Below are 20,547 nucleotides of genomic sequence, written 5' to 3' on the forward strand. Positions count from 1 at the left end.
AATGACGATAATTGCGAGCGACATACACGAGAGAGTGGCGTAAGACTAAGATGACATGGGGCAGAAAATATGGGGCTAGCATGACATAAGGACATAAGGCTAGAATGACATATGGCATCAATCTGTAATTTATACATATTCCGGATGCAGGATCCGATATAAAGGATATGGACATATCCAGATCTAGATAACAATTGAAGCCGTATTGGAGGCTCTCATATGAACAATTCAATGTACCTTAAAAGGTATGTGGAGACCCATCCCGATAACAAGATGGCCTGGTATTTGCTGGGCAAGGAGTACGAGCGGGCAGGAGAGCAGGGCAAGGCCACTTACTGCTATAACCGGGCTGAGGAGGTATACGAGGCCTTCGAGCTAAGCAAAGTCCCTTCGGACATATGGAAAAATTACGAGCAGCGTCTGCTGCAGCTCGAGCGGGAGAAGGAGCTCAAGCGGAGGCGGAACCGGCGCTGGCTGGTAGCCCTCGCGCTGCTGCTCCTCGTTCTCATTCCGCCTGCGCAAGCTCCGGGATATCCGGGAGGATTGCCGGCGGAAGCCGATGCTCAGCCTGAAGCCCCGGCTTCCGCAGCGGCGATCAGGCAAGCGGTGGGCGAACGTGCGGGTAAACCGATGTTCACAGCTGTGGCCGAAGGCAGGAACGCAGTAGCCGGCGACGGGGCGGACGAAGAGGGAGACAGCGCATTGCCTCGCCTTCTAATGCATCCCGAGCAATTACCTTCATGGTCGGTTGCGCTTGGTATGCCTCTCCGGGGCAAGTGGCTGCTCTGGAGCAGCGATATGGAGCGGTTATATGCATTGCATCGGGACCGGGCAGGGGAAATAGCGATTACGCCGTTCGAAGGAGCTGCCGGAGAATGCGAGTGCGAGCCGCAAAGCAGTGCGGGATTGGCCCGCAGCGCGAAGCAGTGGGCGGATCTGCAATTGGAGACGGCCGTGCTGGAGAAGGCGGTGGAGAACTATCAAACACGGCACGGGCGGCTGCCGAGTTCGCTGGATGAGCTGACTCGGCCGTTTCCGAACAACTGGCTGTCCGGGCGCTCGACTGCGATGGAGGACATGTTTGATGTCCTGATTCAGCTGAAACAGGACGATGCCCCTCCCGGCAAGGTACAAGACGATGCCAAGGGGAATGCGGAAGAAGGAGAAGCGGCGGACAAGCCCGGATACTGGGGCACCTCGCCGGACGGAGCTCCGTATTTCAAGGAGCCGCTGCAGGTCATCATTGACAAGGACAAGCATCGCCTCGCCGTGGTCAGCGGTAAGATCATGCTTCGGAACTATGCGGTCGGGCTTGGCGGAGCCAAGACGCCGCTTGGGGATTTTCAGATCAGCGATAAGGTGGTTAACCCGAATGGGACGACCAGAGGCCCCTACGGCACACGAGGCATGCAGTTATCCGATACGCAGTACGCGATACACGGCACGGAGGATTTGGACAGCATCGGCGCGGACGAGTCCGAGGGCTGCATCCGGATGCTGAAAGAGGATGTCGAAGAGCTGTTCGATCTCGTTCCGATGGGAACCTCGGTGAAAATTCGGGAAGGGGTTCTGCCTGACGACCTGTGGACGCCGAAAGAGCGCTTCAAGCTGAAGCACAGCCAGGGTCAGACCAACCCCGCCAAAGTGTATCACTGGCTTGATTAAGGCTGGGAAATCACAATCAGTACGATAATGAGGATAACAAGGAGTGCGATGCCTGTGCCGATCCACAGCAGAGCTTTCTTGTTAACCTCTTCTTTTTTTTGCTGCAGGACTGGAGGCTTTCGTTTGGCTGACATATGGCGTTCCCTTCTTTCTCAATGAAATAATCGCTGATTTCCTTATATTGTATAGGGTTTGCGCCCAAAAATCCATAACATGTCCGTACGCAAGCGCGCCCGGTTTATGCCCAAAAACTTTCTTTTTGCGGCGGAAACGGATAAACTGAAGGGTAGAGAAATTAATTGGATGAGAGGAAGAGTCGATGTGCTGTACCGCAATATAGGCAAACCTTTATTTTTCAAAATGGACCCGGAAAAGGCCCACCATCTCGTGGTCGGCGGCCTTGGGCGTGCCTCCGGCGTCATCGGCGCGGAAGCGGTCATGCGGGGGATGTATGGCGTGAGCGAAACCCCGGATTTGGCCGTGGACCTGTTCGGACTTCACTTCCCGACACCGGTCGGGCTTGCCGCCGGTTTGGATAAAAATGCGCAAGCCGTCAAGGGATTTTCCTCCATCGGCTTTGGTTTTATGGAAGTTGGTACGGTTACGCCGAAAGCCCAGCCGGGTAATGAACAGCCGAGGCTGTTCCGTTTGCCTCCGGATGAGGCGCTCATCAATCGAATGGGCTTTAATAACGAAGGCGCCGATGCGATGGCGAAGAGGCTGTCCGCGCTCAAGGAGCGCCGGATTCCGGTAGCGGTCAACATCGGTAAAAATAAAGTTACGCCGAACGAGAAGGCGAATGGCGACTACGAGGCCTGCATCCAGGCTTTGTTTCCGTATGGCGATTTTTTCGTGGTGAATATCAGCTCGCCGAACACGCCGGACCTGCGGAGCTTGCAGCACGGCAGCGAGCTCTCGTCATTGCTGGAAGCGGTGATGAACGAGATGAACCGGCAGGCGGAGATTCACGGCAGCCGGAAGGCTGTGCTCGTCAAGATTGCGCCGGACGTGAGCGATGCCGAGCTGGAGTACATGGTGGAGACGATCCGTGCCAGCGGGGTGTCCGGCATTATTGCTACCAACACAACGCTCTCCAGGGAGGGGCTTACGCACACCAACGCCAAAGAGACCGGCGGGCTCAGCGGGAAGCCGCTGCGCGAGCGCTCGACTGAAATCATCTCCAGGATTTATAAGCAGACCGGCGGAGCGCTGCCGATCATCGGCTCCGGGGGAATCTTCACGGCAGCCGATGCCTATGAGAAAATACGCGCAGGCGCCAGCCTGGTAGAAATTTATACGGCACTTATCTATGAAGGGCCCGAGGTCAACCGCAAGCTGCACGCCGGTTTGAGGCAGCTGCTGGCCAAGGACGGCTTCAGCCATATTTCCGAAGCTGTCGGGGCGAATCATCGGTAAAGGGGTAAAGACAGGAGGCAAGGGCAATGGACGTTAGAGACTGGGGGACATTTTTGCTTCCGTACGAGCAGACCGTTGAAGAATTGAAGGTCAAATTCAAGACGATGCGCGCAGAGCTGAAGAAACGGGAGGAATATGCGCCTATCGAATTCGTAACGGGCCGGGTCAAGCGGATATCGAGCATTCTGGACAAGGCAAAACGCCTTAATGTTCCTATGGATCAGCTGGAAACCGGAATCGAGGATATCGCGGGCATCCGGATCATGTGCCAATTCGTGGAAGACATCCGGCGGGTTGCCGAGTATATTCGGGCACGGAAGGACCTGACGGTATTATATGAGAAGGATTATATAACAAACTTTAAGGAAAGCGGCTATCGCAGCTTCCATATGATCATCGAGTATCCGGTGCAGACCGCGCTCGGGCAGAAGAAGGTGCTAGCCGAGATTCAAATCCGGACGCTTGCGATGAATTTCTGGGCTACGATCGAGCACTCGCTCAGCTATAAATATAGAGAAAGCCTGCCTGACGATATCCGGGAACGTCTGAAAAAGGCCGGAGAAGCGGCGAACACGCTCGATACCGAAATGTCCAGCATCCGCGAGGAAATACTGGAAGCGCAGCGTCGGTTCGAGGATGATTCCAACATAACGACCCAGGTGCTGCATGCGATTCACCAGCTGTATTTTTTCCACCTGGTCAACGAAGCGATCTCCTTCCAGGAGCGCTTTAACGCCATCTGGCAGGAGCATGACATGGAGGAAATGAAGCTGCTCTTGGACGAGGTGAAGGAGCTGTTGTCACAGGCCAAGAAGAAAGTGAACGAGTACGATGTATGAGCGGCTGTACGTAGCGTTCCTCGTTTACTTCAACCGGGACCGGGACTATTTCGAATGTCATGAGGTGCTGGAGGAGCTTTGGCTCGATACGGATAAGGATCCGAGATACAAGGGGCTCCTTCAAGCGGCTGTCGCCTTGTTCCATTTCCGGAACGATAACATTCGGGGCGGATTGAAGATGTTTCGCAGCGCCGTAAACAAGCTCGAAGGCTATGCCGAAGATGAGCTGGGCATCCGGATGGGAAAACTGGTGGAGGAGATGCGGGAGTATGTCCGCGGACTGTCCGGGTACGAGCAATACCCGATTCCGTATCGGGATTTGACGATCGACATCGTGGATCCGAAGCTTCGGAAAGCCGTCGATGAGGCCTCGAGGCATATTCCTCCGAATGTGCCGCAGCGGCGTAAGCCGGAACGGCCGCGTGCGAAGCAAGGATTGTCCTCTTAATCCGGGAAGCGAAATGCATGGTCGGAAATATCGATCAAGGAGTTAGCGCAAGATATAGAAAAGATAAACAAGAGCTGCCCGTCAGTAGAATAATCTACTTGAGAGCAGCTCTTCTTTTTGCAAATATATCGAATCAGGACTCGGTGCCTTTATATTTATTGTCGATAAATTGCTTGATTTCATCGACGGATTTGCCTTCGTCATGAAGCCGCTTCGCATCCTGAAGCTCGGTAAGGCATATGCCGCACTGGGCGCCATGGTCCGTCCATTTCACCTCGCCGTCCTTGTTCTCGGCGATGAAGCAGCGGTGAAGGGAATCGTGATAGCCGGTTTCCTCGTCCATGCAGCCGCAGTAGCATTTGATCTCTTTAATGATATCTTCCAGTTCGCCGACCGTCGCATAGGTCGCCTGCGTATTGTCGGTGTAGCTTGATAGGAATTTCGGCATCTCGCTCACGCTTGCCGTTGTTTCATACCGTTCGGAGGCGGCCCCATGATGATGCCCTGCGGTAGCAGATTCCTTGCCGCCGCATGCGGCAAGTAGCATGCCTGACAGCATGAAGGTAAATAGGATGGCCCGAGTGCGCTTCATTTCGTCACACTCCCTTTATATTTGTCCAGGAATTGCTTGAAATCGTCCAAGCTGTACCCTTCCGATGCACCTTCCGGCTTCAAACCGCCGACCATGCGTTCCTTCTCCACACCGTTCTCGAAGTAGACAAGGGTAGGGGTGAACTCGATATTGTAATCTCTCCAGCCTTCCTGATATTCACGCAGATTGTACTGGTGCAGTGAAATGCCGGCGTCGCTGGCCAGCGGCATCAGTTCAGGGGTTGTCGCCCGGCAATGCGGACAGTCGGATGCGAAGAAGTATACGAAGAAGTTCTCCTTGTTGTTGACCTTGTCCTTCAACTGATCCGGAAGTATGATATTCTGATAGTTCGGATCATTCAGCAGCTCTTGCGTAGCCGGATTCAGGCTGGATATTTTCTTGCCGCCGTACAGGTCGCTCTTCCCGCCCGAGAGGTTCAGAATGACAAGCGCCGCAACAAGGACAACAAATACGCCTCCGAATGCGTAAAGCGCTGTGTAGTTATTCTTTTTTTTTCGATTCATGAATACACCCCTTAAGGATTAATAATAAGCGCACAAGTGAGAGTTCAAAAAGGTCGAGTTACTTTATGACCCCCTTCGTGATCAAAAGACGACTTTTTGAACAACCTCTATAAGGACTTGTCCTTTTTAATGTAGTTTATTATACAATATTAACGGTAGGAGCGGAACATGCGAAACGCCGCTACATATTGACGAAATAAGCGGGCAACAGATCTGATACAGAACAGGTAGGTACTAAACATGGCATTACGTCTGCCCTCGCCGTTTCAGGCGAAGATGAAAACACTGCTGGGACCGAACTATGACAATTTTATGAAATCCTACGAACAGCCTCCGTTTGCCGGGATCCGGGTCAACACGCTGAAGATTTCGGATGAAGATTTCCGCCGCATCTCGCCATATAAGCTGGACCCGATACCTTGGTGCAAGACCGGCTATTATATTGAAGAAGGGGAGCGCCCGGGACGGCACCCGTATTATCATGCGGGGCTGTATTATATTCAGGAGCCGAGCGCCATGGCTCCGGTTGAGCTCCTTGGCGTTGAGCCGGGCGATGTCGTGCTGGACCTGTGCGCCGCACCGGGCGGGAAATCGACGCAAATAGCTGCCAAGCTGCAGGGTAAGGGGGTGCTGGTCAGCAATGACCTGCATCCGGACCGCACCAAAGCGCTGGCCAAAAACTTGGAAATGTACGGGGTACGCAATGCCATTGTGCTTAATGACAGCCCGGAGCGGATTGCCGAGGCCTTTCCCGAGGCCTTTACGAAAATACTGATTGACGCACCCTGCTCAGGTGAAGGCATGTTCCGCAAGGACGAGTCGATGCTGAAATATTGGGAGGAGTCGTCCCCGCTGACGTTTGCCGAAATGCAGCGCGACATTTTGCATTCAGCCGTGAAGATGCTGCGTCCGGGAGGAACGCTTGTATATTCTACATGTACCTTCTCGCCGGAGGAGAATGAGGGAATGATTGCAGAGCTTCTGATGAAGCATCCGGATTTCCGGGTCATACCGATCGATCATTCGGGCCCGTTTTCGCCGGGGGAAACCGAGTGGTTAGCTCGGCACATGGAACATATCTCCGCTGAAGTGCGTGAGCAGGTCGCCGGAACAGGCAGGCTGTGGCCGCATAAAGTTCAAGGGGAAGGCCATTTTGTTGCCGTTCTGCGCCGGGAAGGCGAGCTTGCACGGATGGAGGAAGCTGATGAACAAGCGCCCCCTGTTCATGTGGATACTGCTGCCGGCGGCCACCTGGCGGTCTCATCCGGTAAGGAGAAGCGAAGCGAACGCAAGGGACGGGGGTCCCTCCGGGATCCGCGCAAAGGCAATCCGCGCGGAGGCGGAAGAGGCGGTCAGCATGATTCGACTCGCCAGCAAGGCTCCGGGCGTCCTGCCGACTCCATCTCGCTGGAACCTTTTACAACGTTTCTGAGGGAGGATCTGCCAGGAACTCTACATGGTTATACGGTTACCTACGGGAATCATGTGTATTTGTCCCCGTTACCGAAAGAACGCCTGGAGAGGCTCAAGGTGATTCGCCCCGGGTGGTATATGGGTCAGATCAAGAACGAACGCTTTGTTCCCGGCCACCCGCTGGCAACCGCTCTTCGCGCTGAGGAATTCGTGCGGACGATCAGCCTGCATTCGGAAGACGGGGAAGCGATCCGTTACCTGAAGGGCGAGACGCTGTCGATACCGGAGGAGCGGCTGCAAGTTTTCGGGGCTGCAGAAGGAAAGGGATATGTGTTAGTCTGTATAGATGGCTACTCGGCAGGCTGGGGCAAATGGCAGGGCGGCATGCTTAAGAACGAATATCCGGCAGGTTGGAGGTGGACATCCGTATGAGAGCAAAGGGAAAAACGACACAGCGGTTGGATAAGGTGTTGTCCAATATGGGGTTCGGCTCCAGGGCCGAGCTGAAGAAGAAGGCCAAGAGCGGCAGCATTGTAGTGAATGGCACTGTCGTAAAAGATCCGGGGAAGCATGTGGATCCGTATACGGATTCGATCGAAATCGATGGGGAAACCATCGCCTATCGGGAGTTTGTGTATCTCATGCTGCATAAGCCTCCAGGCGTGATCTCGGCGACGGAGGATGTGCGGGAACGGACGGTACTGGATCTTCTGGATGAAAAGTATCTTGTATTCGAGCCTTTTCCCGTTGGAAGATTGGATAAAGATACGGAGGGCCTGCTGCTGCTGACCAATGACGGCAAGCTCGCACATGAGCTGCTGTCACCCCGAAAGCATGTGCCTAAGACCTATCAGGCGATCGTCGAAGGACGGGTGGACGAGGAGGATATCCGGCAATTTTCCAGGGGCGTGACTTTGGATGACGGTTATGTAACCTTGCCGTCGGAGCTCGTTATCGACGCCTTGGAAGAGCAAGGCGATGGAAGCATCCGCTCCCGCATTACGCTGACCATCCATGAAGGCAAGTTCCACCAGGTCAAGCGAATGTTCGAAGCGGTCGGCAAAAAGGTGATTTACCTCAAGCGGATCAGTATGGGAACCCTCCGGCTGGACGAATCGCTCGAGATCGGCTCTTACCGGGAGCTGACGAAAGCGGAGCTGGCCGGGATCGGACGGGCGACGGACGAATAAAATGGACGAGCTAAAGATATAGACAACGATAAAAAGTGGATAAGGATGGGTAGAGAATGGCATACAAATTAGTAGCGCTTGACGTAGACGGGACGCTTCTGAATGATGAGCATGAAATAACCGAGGTAACCAGGAACACCGTGATGGAAGCTGCAAGGCAGGGGATTGAGATCGTGCTGTGCACGGGCCGCGGACCGCTCAACTCGATTCCGTTCATGGAGAGCATGGGGCTCGGCGGTTATGTAATCAGTCATAACGGGGCGGCTACGGTGGAGGTTGAAACGAAGCGAATCGTTCACCAGTTCGGCATGGAGCAGGCGGAGCTGGATCCGTTTATGACCTATTGCCGGGAGCGGGGTGTTCATTTCGACATCAATACAGCCTTCGAAATGTATGTAGACAATGTGGAGGAGCTTGCAGGCCCTGTCCGGCATATGTATGAAAATTACTTGATGATGCCGAGCAATCTCCCGGCCTGGGAGGAGCTGCCCGACCCGGTTGTCAAATTTACCGCCTTCGGCGAACCCGGGGATATGGACGCCGTCCTCAAGGACTGGAGCACATGGACGATGACCCTTAATATGCTCCGCAGCGGCGAATACTTCATCGATCTGATGCATGCGGAGGCCTCCAAGGGCAGTGCGCTGAAGCAGCTTGCCGCGAAAAGGGGATACCGGCAGGAAGAGGTGCTTGCCATCGGCAACTATTATAACGATATTACGATGCTTACATTTGCCGGCATGGGCATTGCCATGGACAACTCGCCGGTCGAGGTAAAGGCTGCTGCGAATGCGGTGACCGCGTCCAACAACGAAGACGGCGTTCACGAAGCTTTGGTCAAATACTGCTTGTCCTAGTGCTATTATGCTCCGCGCATAAAACAAGGCGCTGCTGCAACCACGGATATGTGGCTGCAGCAGCGCCTTATTTGCTTGAATGACGGTTCACATGAATCTACCGCAATGTCGTCAAGCATGAAGGAGCCTTAAATGTCACTGTCATTACTTAAACTGGCGCAGGCCCTTAGGCAGGTGATTCTTGAGCTGTCCGCCGCTGGCCTTGCCCCATCCGAGCGGCAGCCCGTCGGTCGTCACGAGGGTCCATCCTTTATAATCGGCTGGAACCGATAGCGTTTCACCCCTAAGGTAGGCCGAGACCTCGGCCGAATCCGGGGGCAGATCGACGGCGCGAGCGGCTTGCTCCGGCTTGCTGGCCATCGCGAGCGCGTGGGCGGGCTCGATCCGGTTCTTCTTGAGGTGGGCGAGATGAAGGCCGGCACGGAGAATTTTCAGCCCGCGCAGCTGATGCTCGCTCCAGCTCCAGCCTTCGCCGGCCGGCAGCCAATAGAGCTCATCCCCGAACAACAGAGGAGCGCCCGGAGGCAGCTCATGGCCCGGTAAGTCCTGCTCTGCCCACGCTTTAAACGCTTCAAGGGCGGATCGCTCCGCCGAGGGCTTGTCTCCTCGGCGTGATTTGCCGCCTCGCTTGGACTCTGCCTCCGTGTGAGGCTGCTCGCCCGCTGATCCTCCCTCCGCGTTCTTGACGAGGACGGCCACGAAGTGGCCTTCTCCCCGTTCCCGGTGCGGCCACAGGCGCTTCATGCCGCAAAGCTGAAGCTCAGGATACCGGGCGAGGATGCGCTGCACCATGTTCTCGTTCTCGTCTTCGTTGAAGGTGCAGGTGGAGTAGGCTAAAGTGCCTCCAGGCTTCAGCATGGCACAAGCGTCCTGCACAATGTCCCATTGCCTGGAGACGCATAGCTCCACGTGGGAAGGCGACCACTCTTCGATCGCGCCGGGATCCTTGCGGAACATCCCTTCGCCCGAGCAGGGGGCGTCCAGCATAATCCGGTCGAAGCATCCGGCGAAGCGCCGGGAGAGCTCGTCCGGTGCAGCACTGGTCACGACGGCATTGGAAATACCCATTCGTTCCACGTTCTCGGAGAGGATTCTGGCCCGCTCCGGATGAATCTCATTGGCGATGAGCAGGCCGCGTCCCGCCATTTTGGAAGCAATGTGGCTGGTTTTTCCTCCCGGCGCCGCAGCAAGGTCAAGGATCGTCTCTCCCGGCTGCGGGTCAAGCAGCTCTACCGCTGACATCGCCGAGGGTTCCTGAATATAATATAGTCCGGCAGTATGGTACGGATGCTTGCCGGGACGTACCGTTTCATCGTAATAATAACCTGTATCGCACCAGGGAACCGGTGTCAGCCGGAAATCCCGCAGGATGTTCCGTACAGGTTCAGCAGCCCGTTCCGCCTTCAGCAGATTAAGACGAAGGCCTTGCGTGCGGGGCATGTCATAGCTGGCAAAAAAATCGTCCGACTCCTCTCGAAGCAGCTCCTGCATACGGGAGACGAAGTCGGCGGGCAGTTGTTCCTTTCCCATCCGGTCAGCAGCTCCTTTTTCGTGCAAAATATCCGTTGTTCTCTCTCGTAACCACGAGCAGCTCACGCAGAAGCAACTATAAGGTAACGGCACTTAGGAAGGCGGCCGCGCCAGGACGAAACATCATGCGAATTCCATGCGGCAACTTCCCGGGCTCTTGAGGAACGGTCAATAGTTTATCACGCGGCAGCGGTGCTCGTAAAGAATACATTACGACCCGCTCTGCCGCAAAAAAAGACCGCCCTGATTAAGGGACGGCCTTGGCCTTTACTGGACGGCGGCTTCCTTCGGCTCATTGAGCAATTCCTCCAAAGAGCGGTAATCGGTAACCTTATTCTTACCCGTCGTTTTTGAATGATACATCGCTTTGTCGGCTTGATTCATCAGCTCGTCCCCCTGGACGCCCTGACGGAGCACGCTGTATCCGACACTGATGGTCACGATGGTCTCCGCAGCCACGCGGGCCCGGATATTCTCGGCAACCTGGGAGGGCTTGATCTTGCGATCCACCACGAGCGCAACCAGCTCCTCGCCTCCGTATCGGCCGGTAATCCCGATCCCGTCTAGCTCCTCTTCCATGATGGCAGCCACTTGCTTCAGCACTTCATCGGCTCTGGCGTGGCCCTGGGTATCGTTCAGCTTCTTGAAATTGTCAATATCGCAGAAGATCGCGGATATCTTCAAAGCCTGGGCAGTGTAGTGATCCAGGTATTTCATGAAATGTCTCCGGTTGTATAGGCCGGTCAAGCCATCCGTGATCGCCGAGCGATAGATGGATTGCATCAGTTCTACGATCCGCCGGAACAGGATGAAGAATACAAGGGTGTAGAACAACACCGGGAGCGCGAGCGCAAAGCCCTGCAGCGGGATGGATACGATGCCTGTGTAGGTTTGTACGGCTTGAAGCGCGAACCACAGAGCGTAGGCGGCAAGTCCGACCGCATATTTCACGGGCTGCCCGATGCGCGGAACCCCTTTCGTAAAGGCGACATATAAAGCGCAGAGCAAGATGACGTCAAAATATACGCTTTGCCAGACCGGATCAATGGTGAAGGACAGAAATGATGGAAGAATCAGCGGAAGCAATAGAAGGGCGGCGGTCAGCAGCGGGAGCCAGTAATGCATCGTCTTGATTTTGCGGTACAGCATGACAACGGACATATTGAGCAGCACGAATGAGAAGAGGCGGATGATGCGAAGCACGATCGGTTCTGGCGAAAAATCGACAATTCCGATCCATGCCGAATGGATGTTCAGACCCTCGTGTGTCATAATGAAAGAGAAAGCGGCCGCCATATAAATATATGCGCTCTTCCGCTGCCTGCTGTACATAAAAAGGCACATGATCAGCATCATGAACGCGATGCAAGCCCCGCAGACAGCGAATATCATTGGCAGAGGCGAAGTCGACCAAGAGGTCAAATCTGTGGACAAATGGCTTCACTCCTGTAGGTTTCCTTTGCATGAAACATATGTTCTAATATATCATATCGAAAAAGATTCTGGAAAGAGATTTAAAGAAAGAGATTTATAGAAAGGGAGATCCCCATGAAACTTCTTCAAGCATTATTCTTCCCTCCTGAACAGCCGGGCGGCGTATCGTCGATGATTCCATATTTGCAGGAACGGTTCCATTCCTCCCGATGGGAGATGGAGATGTTCTGGCTCCCGAAGCGGATCCGCAATAAAGGCCACGAGGATCCGGTCTTTCATACCTTTGATTGGAAGGAATTCGAGGAAAGTCCGATTGTTGCAAAATATATACAGACCTACCGGGATTATTTATGGTGGACCCGGCTGCGCATCCAAAAGCCTTATGATCTCATTCATAGCCATCATCCGATTGCAGGCATGTCCATGAAAGCCGTATTCCCGGAGGTTCCGCTTATCCAAACCGTCCATTCGAGTTATGAGCGGGAGCTGATTTTGAACGGAAAAATTCGAGAGGGCGGGCCTGAGCACCGTTTCCTCACCTCTCTGTACAAAGAGCTTGAGTTTATCAGCGACCGTCTGGTGACGGTGTCGGAATCCTTCAAGTCCTATATGTCTCCATATGTGGATCAAGCCGATTCGATCGAGGTCATCCATAACGGATTCGACGATCGGCGCTTTAAGCCGGTTCCCCATGAAAATACGGTCCCTCAGCTGGTGACTGTATGCCGCCTTGTTCCTGCGAAGGGACTGGATATTCTGCTCCAGGCTTGCGCCGAGCTGAAACGAAAAGGCCATGATTATGTCCTTCATATCATCGGAGACGGCCCTGCTCGCCAAGAGCTGGAGGAGATGGCCAAATCGCTGGGCATTTACCAGGAAACGATATTTTACGGTTATACGCTTCATCCCGAGGAATTCATGCCATTCTTTGATATCTTCGTTCTGCCATCGAGGGCGGAAGCCTTCGGCTCCGTATTCGCGGAGGCGGCGCTGAGCTGCCTTGCGCTAGTCGGCACCAATGTCGGCGGTATTGCGGAGCAGATTGAGGACGGGGTGAACGGGCTGCTGGTACCGACGGAGGATCCGAATGCGCTGGCGGACGCCCTGGAGAAGGTCATCGTGGACCCGCTGTACCGGTATGAGCTGGCCCGGACCGCGTCGGATAAGGCGAAAAACCAATATTCGTTGTCCCGTTCAGTCAATCAGCTGAAAAAAATGTATTTGAATTATCAACCGAAGAAAGAGAGCTAAAGAGCGGCTATGGCTTCATTTCGATTTATACATGCTGCGGACCTCCATCTAGACAGTCCGTTCATCGGCCTGCGGGGACTGGATGACGGGATGCGCTCCTTCATTCAGGATTCGACCTTCCGGGCGCTGGAACGGCTGGTTCGGCTTGCCGTAAGCGAGCAGGTGGATTTTATGGTCATTAGCGGCGATATTTATGACAGTTCCAACATTTCGCTCCGCGCGCAGCTTCGCTTCCTGGATGCGATGGAGTCCTTGGCGCGGGAGGGAATAGCGGTATACGTTATCCATGGAAACCACGATCCGCTGGACAGCGCGAAGCTTGCGGTGAAGCTGCCCCCGAACGTTCAAGAGTTCGGGGCCGAGCCTTCCCGGGTGACGGCCGTCCGGCGTTCGGACAAGCGGGAGGTGGCGCAGATCACCGGCATGTCCTATCCGACATCGAAGGTGACGGATAATATTGCGCTTACCTATCCGCAGGCAACCCGGGAGCTTTATCATATCGGGCTGCTTCATGCGAATGTGGATGGCGATGCCCAGCACGAAACGTACGCGCCGTGCACGCGTAAGGATTTGTCGCAGGCCGGTTATCACTACTGGGCGCTCGGGCATATCCATACCCGTCGGATGCTGCAGGAATCGCCCTATATTGTGTATCCGGGCAATATTCAAGGGCGGCATATCAAGGAAACCGGACCGAAAGGGTGCTATGTCGTCGATGTCGACGAGGGGTATAACACCGTGCTGAGCTTCCATGAGCTGGACTCCATGCGGTGGAGCCTGGTGCAAGCGCCGATCGATGGATGCGGCAGCGTGGACGAATGGAGGCAATACCTGGAGCGTACGCTCGGGCAGGTTGCGGAGGAAAACAGGGAGAAGCTCAGTTTGGTCCGGGTCATGATCACGGGCCGCAGTCCTGTCCACCGGCAGCTTGAAAACGGCTACGTGCTCGATGAGCTGCTAAGCGAGATGAGGAGAAGGGAAGCGGCTAAGGCGAAGACCCAGGGCTACGGCGGCTGCGTCTGGATCGAGGGCTTCGCGCTTCAATCCGGGGATGTGCTTGATCTGGACCGTCTGCTTGCCGAGGACAGCTTCGCCGGGGAACTGCTCCGTCTTGCTCGCAAGGAGCAGTCGGAGCAGCGCTTGCTTGCGGACGACGGGATTGTACCCTATGCATTGGCGCCGCTGATGGAGCATGCCGAAATCCGGGCGCTGCTCGAACGCATGCCCGCCGAAGAACTGCTGGACTGGCTGCGCAGGGCGGAGGAGCTGACGCTTACGCTGCTGACTCAAGAGTCTAAGCGGGGAGAAGGTGCCGGGATATGAGGCTTGAGCGGTTGCATATTCAGGGGTTCGGCGGCGTACAGGACAAGCGTATCCCGATCGAGGCGCCGGTAACGGTACTGTACGGGCCGAATGAAGCGGGTAAGAGCACGGTGCTGTATTTTATAAGAGCAATGCTGTACGGCTTTCCCGGAAAGAGTGTGCCGGCGGAGCGCGGTGAACCGGCGGATTCCGGCGTTCATGGGGGAGAATTGCGCTTCTTGGACGATGAGGGAACGTTATGGACGATCCGCCGCTTTGGTCAGCCGAGTGAGGGCTCTGCGGGAAGCCGGAAGGAACGCGTACATATCCAGAAGCAGGCCGGTGACGGCACGGTGCTTGAGCTGGGGCAGTATGACCTTGAACGGGAAGCGCTCGGCGGTGTATCGAAAGATATGTTCCGGCAGCTGTTTGCCATCTCGCTTAGCGAGCTGCAGGAAATTCGCAGCCTGCAGTCCGCCGAGATCAGCGGCTATCTGTTCCATGCCGGAATCGGCGGCGGCGCGAATATTTTGGAAGCCGAGCGCCGATTGACGCAGGAGATGGACAAGCTGTATAAGCCGCGGGGCAAAGTACAGCATGCGGCAAAGCTGCTGCAGTCCATCGAGCAGCTCAAGGCGGAGGTGACAGAGAGCAGGACGTATGTCCCTCGTTATAACGAGGTCATCGATGCTATCCGGGAAACGGAGGACCGGCTGGAGAGGCTGGAGCTTGAACGCGCGGACACTGCAGAGGATCTAACGCTGCTGCGCAAGGCGATTGATATCCGCCCGTTGTGGCTGGCTTGGCGTGAGGCCAAGCTGGAGCTGGACGGCTTGCCGGATTGCGGCAGCTTCCCGCCGGAGGGTGCCGCGAGGTGGGAGAGAATCGAAGAGGAGCTGCTGCAGCTGGAGGCGCAGATCCAGCGGATCGAGCGTGCGCTCGGGGATACCGAGGCGAAGCTTGCCGACATGCCCCGGCTGACATGGCTGGAGGAGCAGGGACAGCGAATTGAGGATTTATGGGGCAAGCGGAGTTTGTATGAGGCGGGAAACCGCGAGCTTGCACAGCTTACGGCAGAGCAAACGGCCCAGGCCGACCGTCTTGCAGGGCTGCTGCGAAGCATCGATCCGGGCTGGACCGAGGCGGAGCTGCTCGCGCTGTCCACCTCGGCGGCCGAACGCGAGGAGGTTCGGCGGCTCGGAGCTGCCTTTGCCGGCTATGACCGCCGGATGGAGCAGCTGTCGCTGGAGCTGCGCGGAGCCCAGCGGGCGGCAGTCGCTGCGGAGTCTGAATTAAGCGAAGCACGGCGGCAGCTGCGCGAGGAGATGGAGCGGGGGAAAGAGAATTTTGCGATGCTTAAGCCCCGCTCGCCACAAGAGACGGCCATGCTATGGAGCCGGCTTCAGCAGACGGCGGAGCGCTGGCGGGAGCGAAGGCTCAGCCAGGCCCTGCCTGAGCTTAAGGCTTCCGGGGCAAGCGAGCATGGCTGGCTGCCGTCCGCTTATTCGGGCCTGCTTGCCGTCATGGCCATATTAACGGTTGTCCTGGTGTCCTTCCTGTTCTGGAGCGGTGCGAACGGCGCAGCAGCTATATCCGGCGTGCTCATGCTGGCGGGTATGGTCTATGTGATCTGGAGCGGCCGAAGAAATGTGAAGGACAGTCCTTCCCGGGAATCCTCCCCTTCTGCCGGGGAGCCCGGCGGAGATGATGCCCATGAGGTTGAACAACTGTTGTCGGAGCTTGTTTCCAGTCCATACCATGCTGCCGCTGCGACGCTGGAGTATCGGGGGAGCCGACGGGCGAAGACCGAAGCGCGGCCTGCGCGGGATCCGCTCGCGGTGGAGGCTCAGCTGCGGGAGCTCCGATCGGTCATGGATGCCTGGCAGGCATGGCGTCAGCGGCTGGACCGCTTGACGTCCGAGTGCCTTTCGGCCGAGGAGAAGGTTAAGCTCCAGGCTGCCGAGCGATCGGCGATCGAGAGTGCAATTCAAAGTGAAGAGAGGCGGTTTGTCCAGCTGGAGCGGCAGTGGGAATCCTGGCTGATGCAGCGTTTGCTGCCGCAGAGCCTGTCGCCTGATGCGATGCTGGATATGTTTAGTGCGATTGAGCAGGGGCAAGAGATCGTGCGGCAGCAGAGAGCGAGAGCGGCAAAGATCGCTGAGCTAACGCGAGATGCCAAGGCTTATGCGGCTTCCTGCCTTGAGCTGGCTCAGGGCGAACAGGACCCGGAGCGAAACAGAGAGTCCCTGACTACCCCGGATGCCATTCTGTCTTTGCTCGGCGATTTGCACCGGCGCTGGAAGCAGTATCAAGAGGCTTCGGCACAGCGGGAATCGCTTCGGCATCGGCTCTTGGAGCTGCAGGAAGAAGCGGCAGCCGCGGACGAAGCCCGCTCGGCAGTGCTGCAGCGGAAGGAACAGCTGCTCGGCTTGTCCGGGGCAGCCGACGGGGAAGCCTATCTGCGGATGGGCGCTGCCGCACGGCGAAAGGAAGAGCTGGAGCGCACGGTCCGTCATCATGAAATCACGATGTTCAGCGGGCTGGGCAGCCAGCTCCGAAGCCAGGTCTTACAGCTGCTTGAATCGGCCGACGGTGCGGCGCTGGAGGCCATGCTCAAAGAGCGGGAGGCGGCCGATGCCTCTTTGGCTGAGCTGCGGGATGAGCTTCAGGAGCGGCGCGGAAGATTGCTGCAGGAGCGGGAATCGCTGGAGGCCGCCGGGAATCGCGACTCTGCGAACCAGCAGCTGGAGGAGCAGCGGGCAGAGCTGAAGGAGCTCGTCAGCCAATATGCCGTTCGCGCCATTGCAGCTGGGCTGATTGAGCGCACAAGACGCTTCTATGAACAGGAGAAGCAGCCGCAGGTGCTGCGGCTTGCTTCCCGCTATTTCTCGAAGCTTACAGGCGGCACCTACAGCAGGATCGTTATGCGCATGGGAGATCATGCCCTATTAGCCGAGCGGCCGGACGGCGGGCTTGTCGAGAGCGCGAAGTTGAGCCGGGGGACGGCGGAGCAGCTGTATCTGGCGATGCGGCTTGCTCTGGTACAATCCATGCCGCATGCGGCGGGCATTCCGCTTATGCTCGATGATCTGTTCGTCAATTTTGACAGCCGGCGGCTCGGGTATGTCCTGGAGCTGATATCCGAGCTGTCGCACAGCCGCCAGATCGTCATGATGACGTGTCATCCGCACGTTACAGATCAGATCCGGCAGCGTATTCCCGGGGCGCAAGTCATCGTAATGTAAATATAAGGGAAGACCGGTTCCAGTCGGAGGAAACCGGTCTTTTTTTCGATTAAATGCTGGTCGCTTACTTCGTGTTCGTCAAGGGGGTGCCGAACAAGGTGAGGCGCAGCACCCACAGCAGGCAGAGGCCGCCAAAGATCGGATAGAGCAGCGACAGCAGCGAACTGAAGCCGAATTGGCTGAAGAAATAGCAGAACAGCATGATCCCGAAAGTGATCGTTCTTGAGGACCATGAGGTCCACTGCTGCACCTGCAGTGTTATCCCGTATATATTCGCCACGAAGGTGCTGAAGATTTCGAGGAAGATCAGGATCAGGTAGATCATTTGCACGAACCAGCCGAGATGAGCGGCAATGCTCCCCATCGGAATTTCAAACTGGGCGATGCCGGGCATCTGCGCGGATAAGGCGAAATGGGCAGCCATCAGCATAAATCCAACCCCCGCTCCGCCGAGGATGCCGCCCCATTTTACGACATTCGTATTTTCGGTCTGATTGCCGAGGGGCACCAGTACGGGCATCGCCAGCACCAAATTAAAGGCGGTGTACAGAAGCGGGGCCAGCCATGCCGCGGGCAGGCTCTGATCCGTCGTTAAGGTGAGAAACCGGGTGGCGCCGGGAGCCTGGAACGTCTGCGAGATCACCGCAATGGATAATGTAATCATCATGGGGACGACGAGCGAGTTCATGGTCATGATGGACTGGATGCCCTTTCTCAGAATGAAGTAGGCCCCGATCATGGTTACGAACAAGCCGGTCTGATAACCGATATTTAAATGCTCCACGAACACCGACCCGGCGCCGGCCAGCATGATGCTGTTGACGCCAAGCAGAATGACGAACATGAACACGCTGATCCAGCTCCCTGACTTCGAGCCGAACAAAAATTTATTTAAATCCTCGAACGATTTCGCGCCGATCCGCCTGGAGATCATCAGGATTTTCGTGCCGAGCCAAATGAACAAACCGGTTGCGAGAATGATGGTAAGGGTTGCCCAGTGACCGTATTGGGTAAAAAACTGTAGGATTTCACGGCCGGTGGCAAAGCCTGCGCCGACGATGGTTCCGATATATGTGAAAGCGATCTGGAAAACACGGATAATATCCTTCAAGCGCTAAGCCCCCTTGCTAATGGTGTGATCGGCACATCTGTGTATAGTACAAGGTATGCCTGACCGCGCATGGACATGACTCGAACCTGTCCTGCCACGCTGGGTTTAGGGGGATTGTGCTTGGTGCTTGCGCTTCCCAGCACACTGGCGGGAAGCGCACTGCCATGCAGCGCACTGCCATGCAGCACACTGCCATGCAGCACACTGCCATGCATCGCACAAGCGAGCATCACACTGCAACATCCTTACACCGTGCTTCAGAAGGGGCACATGGTAAGGTGAACCGATGGCTCCACTCCCAATGTCAGGTATAATGACGAATTCCCGTGTAATTACATGACGGATAAGTGACGGGTGGAGCGTTTGTACTTGCCGTACAAGGGTTGAATATGTTACTTTTACGACAAAGGAATGGGTGGGAGGTCATTGTGGATGGATTGGTTAAAGGAGCGGATTGTTAAAGAGGGGGTCGTGCTGTCGGATCAGGTGCTGATCTTGGACGCCCTGCTGACGCATCAAGTGGACCCGGCTCTTATTATGGATATGGGCAGGGAATTTGCTAGGCGTTTTCGGGATCAAGGCGTGACGAAGGTGATTACGCTGGAATCCTCCGGCATATCGGTCGCGTTTGCGGCTGCGCTGGAGCTCGGGGTGCCGATGGTGTTCGCCCGGCGGAAAAAGACGCTGCTCGCCGATCCGGATGCTTTATGCGAACGGGTTCCGTCTTTTACAAAAGGGATTGTGACCGACATCATGGTGTCCAGGCAGTATATACGGGATAATGACAGAGTACTCTTCATTGACGATATTATTGCCAATGGCGATGCAGCCAGAGGCTTGATCAAAATTATCAGCCGGGCCGGCGCGGAGCTTGTTGGTCTTGGCGTCGTGATCGAGAAAAGCTTCCAGGCGGGTGCGCGGACACTCCGCGAGCAGAATGTTCGCGTGGAATCCCTGGTCACCATTTCTTCGCTGGAGGACGGACATATTCATTTCGACTAGCCGGGATGCAGGTGATCCCGATCGATCCTGCCGATGCAGTCGCATCCGCGCGCTGCCGATACCAACTGCCGCCCTAAGCGAAGCTTGGCGAACCTTGTTTTTTTAAGTGGGCAACCGCTTGTCGATTCGAATTTTCGGCCTAAAATCACAACAAATTCTTTTCGCCCCGGGCATTTTCGCTTATAATAAAGAGGTATAGGCAAGAGAGAGGAGGCAGCAACATGGGGAAACAACCTGTAACCGAGCCGTTTATGATTGAGAAGCTGAATGAAGCGAAGGTACACTTTGAACGTGCTTTGGACTGTAAACATACGGAGTTCGATGATCTATATCCCTATATGATTGAACATCCTCAGTTTTTCTGGTACAAACGATATGTTGCCTGGTCCGAACTTCTGACGATTGCCGGTCTATGCGAAGAGCTTTCCTTCGAGTGGAAGGAGCAGTTTACGCCGCAGCAAGTGGAATATATCGAGAAGCGCGTCATGTCTTCGACGGTGCTGGATTTCTGGTACGAGAAGAATGACAGCATTGAGCCAGCGCAGCGTTAATGGGAATATAGAACATCTGAGGCTTCAGATGTTTATCCATATCGTACAGGAAGACCTAAATGGTTTCATTTAGGTCTTTTTGTTACGGCTTTAGCCAGTTGAGCTCGCGAAGCGTGCGAAACAAAAAACCACCCGCTATGCGGGTGGAGGGATCGAGGGTTTGACCAACAAGACCAT

Annotated in this window: 19 protein-coding genes; 12 read left to right on the forward strand and 7 right to left on the reverse strand. The window is 55.7% G+C overall.

Features of this window, described 5'->3' with window-relative positions:
- Positions 1-219: 219 nt before the first annotated feature.
- Complete coding sequence (locus J2Z18_RS16870; protein ID WP_007127716.1) at positions 220-1,665, forward strand: L,D-transpeptidase; 1,446 nt, start codon at positions 220-222, stop codon at positions 1,663-1,665.
- Here the strand turns inward: J2Z18_RS16870 and J2Z18_RS16875 are convergent.
- Positions 1,662-1,799: a hypothetical protein gene (locus tag J2Z18_RS16875; RefSeq protein ID WP_007127717.1), complete on the reverse strand. Its 138-nt coding sequence runs from the start codon at positions 1,797-1,799 to the stop codon at positions 1,662-1,664. The two genes, J2Z18_RS16870 and J2Z18_RS16875, sit on opposite strands and share 4 nt — an antisense overlap.
- Before the next feature lie 187 nt (positions 1,800-1,986).
- On the opposite strand from J2Z18_RS16875, the gene J2Z18_RS16880 reads away from it, so the two are divergent.
- From J2Z18_RS16880 to J2Z18_RS16890, 3 genes are read left to right on the forward strand one after another with little or no spacing between them, the layout of a single operon-like run.
- On the forward strand, positions 1,987-3,081 hold the full coding sequence (locus tag J2Z18_RS16880; protein WP_007127718.1) for a quinone-dependent dihydroorotate dehydrogenase: 1,095 nt from the start codon (positions 1,987-1,989) through the stop codon (positions 3,079-3,081).
- A 26-nt stretch (positions 3,082-3,107) separates the two neighbouring features.
- A complete protein-coding gene (yjbM, locus tag J2Z18_RS16885; RefSeq protein ID WP_007127719.1) occupies positions 3,108-3,920 on the forward strand; it encodes a GTP diphosphokinase in 813 nt (270 codons plus the stop codon).
- Positions 3,913-4,368, forward strand: a complete 456-nt coding sequence (locus tag J2Z18_RS16890) for a DUF309 domain-containing protein (RefSeq protein WP_007127720.1) — start codon at positions 3,913-3,915, stop codon at positions 4,366-4,368. Before yjbM ends, J2Z18_RS16890 begins: the two co-directional genes overlap by 8 nt.
- A 133-nt stretch (positions 4,369-4,501) precedes the next feature.
- On the opposite strand, the gene J2Z18_RS16895 is transcribed toward J2Z18_RS16890, so the two are convergent.
- Entirely contained in the window at positions 4,502-4,960 is a 459-nt protein-coding gene (locus J2Z18_RS16895) for a PCYCGC motif-containing (lipo)protein (RefSeq protein ID WP_007127721.1), read from the reverse strand.
- The gene (locus J2Z18_RS16900; protein WP_007127722.1) at positions 4,957-5,484 is read right to left on the reverse strand and encodes a thioredoxin family protein; all 528 of its coding nucleotides are present in this window, start codon (positions 5,482-5,484) and stop codon (positions 4,957-4,959) included. The genes J2Z18_RS16895 and J2Z18_RS16900 overlap by 4 nt, the downstream gene beginning before the upstream one ends.
- Positions 5,485-5,724: 240 nt before the next feature.
- Between J2Z18_RS16900 and J2Z18_RS16905 the strand changes: the two genes are divergently transcribed.
- Genes J2Z18_RS16905 through J2Z18_RS16915 form a run of 3 tightly spaced genes read left to right on the forward strand, consistent with a single transcriptional unit; the run spans position 5,725 to position 8,944 of the window.
- Positions 5,725-7,329: an RsmB/NOP family class I SAM-dependent RNA methyltransferase gene (locus J2Z18_RS16905; RefSeq protein ID WP_007127723.1), complete on the forward strand. Its 1,605-nt coding sequence runs from the start codon at positions 5,725-5,727 to the stop codon at positions 7,327-7,329.
- Positions 7,326-8,087: a pseudouridine synthase gene (locus J2Z18_RS16910; protein WP_007127724.1), complete on the forward strand. Its 762-nt coding sequence runs from the start codon at positions 7,326-7,328 to the stop codon at positions 8,085-8,087. The genes J2Z18_RS16905 and J2Z18_RS16910 overlap by 4 nt, the downstream gene beginning before the upstream one ends.
- 56 nt (positions 8,088-8,143) lie before the next feature.
- Entirely contained in the window at positions 8,144-8,944 is an 801-nt protein-coding gene (locus J2Z18_RS16915) for a Cof-type HAD-IIB family hydrolase (protein ID WP_007127725.1), read from the forward strand.
- A 144-nt stretch (positions 8,945-9,088) separates the two neighbouring features.
- Here J2Z18_RS16915 and J2Z18_RS16920 read toward each other — a convergent pair whose 3' ends face one another.
- Positions 9,089-10,474, reverse strand: a complete 1,386-nt coding sequence (locus tag J2Z18_RS16920) for an RsmB/NOP family class I SAM-dependent RNA methyltransferase (protein WP_007127726.1) — start codon at positions 10,472-10,474, stop codon at positions 9,089-9,091.
- A gap of 267 nt (positions 10,475-10,741) precedes the next feature.
- Positions 10,742-11,908, reverse strand: coding sequence for a GGDEF domain-containing protein (locus tag J2Z18_RS16925; protein ID WP_007127727.1), 1,167 nt, complete (start codon positions 11,906-11,908; stop codon positions 10,742-10,744).
- A gap of 114 nt (positions 11,909-12,022) precedes the next feature.
- On the opposite strand from J2Z18_RS16925, the gene J2Z18_RS16930 reads away from it, so the two are divergent.
- From J2Z18_RS16930 to J2Z18_RS16940, 3 genes are read left to right on the forward strand one after another with little or no spacing between them, the layout of a single operon-like run.
- The gene (locus tag J2Z18_RS16930) at positions 12,023-13,159 is read left to right on the forward strand and encodes a glycosyltransferase family 4 protein (RefSeq protein ID WP_007127728.1); all 1,137 of its coding nucleotides are present in this window, start codon (positions 12,023-12,025) and stop codon (positions 13,157-13,159) included.
- A gap of 9 nt (positions 13,160-13,168) precedes the next feature.
- The gene (locus J2Z18_RS16935; RefSeq protein ID WP_007127729.1) at positions 13,169-14,482 is read left to right on the forward strand and encodes a metallophosphoesterase family protein; all 1,314 of its coding nucleotides are present in this window, start codon (positions 13,169-13,171) and stop codon (positions 14,480-14,482) included.
- A complete protein-coding gene (locus J2Z18_RS16940) occupies positions 14,479-17,706 on the forward strand; it encodes an AAA family ATPase (protein WP_007127730.1) in 3,228 nt (1,075 codons plus the stop codon). Before J2Z18_RS16935 ends, J2Z18_RS16940 begins: the two co-directional genes overlap by 4 nt.
- Before the next feature lie 64 nt (positions 17,707-17,770).
- Here J2Z18_RS16940 and J2Z18_RS16945 read toward each other — a convergent pair whose 3' ends face one another.
- Both J2Z18_RS16945 and J2Z18_RS16950 read right to left on the reverse strand, forming a co-directional pair.
- A complete protein-coding gene (locus J2Z18_RS16945) occupies positions 17,771-18,817 on the reverse strand; it encodes a YkvI family membrane protein (RefSeq protein WP_007127731.1) in 1,047 nt (348 codons plus the stop codon).
- Positions 18,814-19,050, reverse strand: coding sequence for a hypothetical protein (locus tag J2Z18_RS16950; protein WP_210095058.1), 237 nt, complete (start codon positions 19,048-19,050; stop codon positions 18,814-18,816). The genes J2Z18_RS16945 and J2Z18_RS16950 overlap by 4 nt, the downstream gene beginning before the upstream one ends.
- Positions 19,051-19,249: 199 nt before the next feature.
- Between J2Z18_RS16950 and J2Z18_RS16955 the strand changes: the two genes are divergently transcribed.
- Positions 19,250-19,819, forward strand: a complete 570-nt coding sequence (locus tag J2Z18_RS16955; RefSeq protein WP_007127732.1) for a xanthine phosphoribosyltransferase — start codon at positions 19,250-19,252, stop codon at positions 19,817-19,819.
- A gap of 221 nt (positions 19,820-20,040) precedes the next feature.
- A complete protein-coding gene (locus J2Z18_RS16960) occupies positions 20,041-20,370 on the forward strand; it encodes a hypothetical protein (RefSeq protein WP_007127733.1) in 330 nt (109 codons plus the stop codon).
- Positions 20,371-20,547 lie beyond the last annotated feature (177 nt).

This window comes from Paenibacillus lactis (assembly GCF_017873605.1).
Taxonomy (GTDB): domain Bacteria; phylum Bacillota; class Bacilli; order Paenibacillales; family Paenibacillaceae; genus Paenibacillus_AQ; species Paenibacillus_AQ lactis.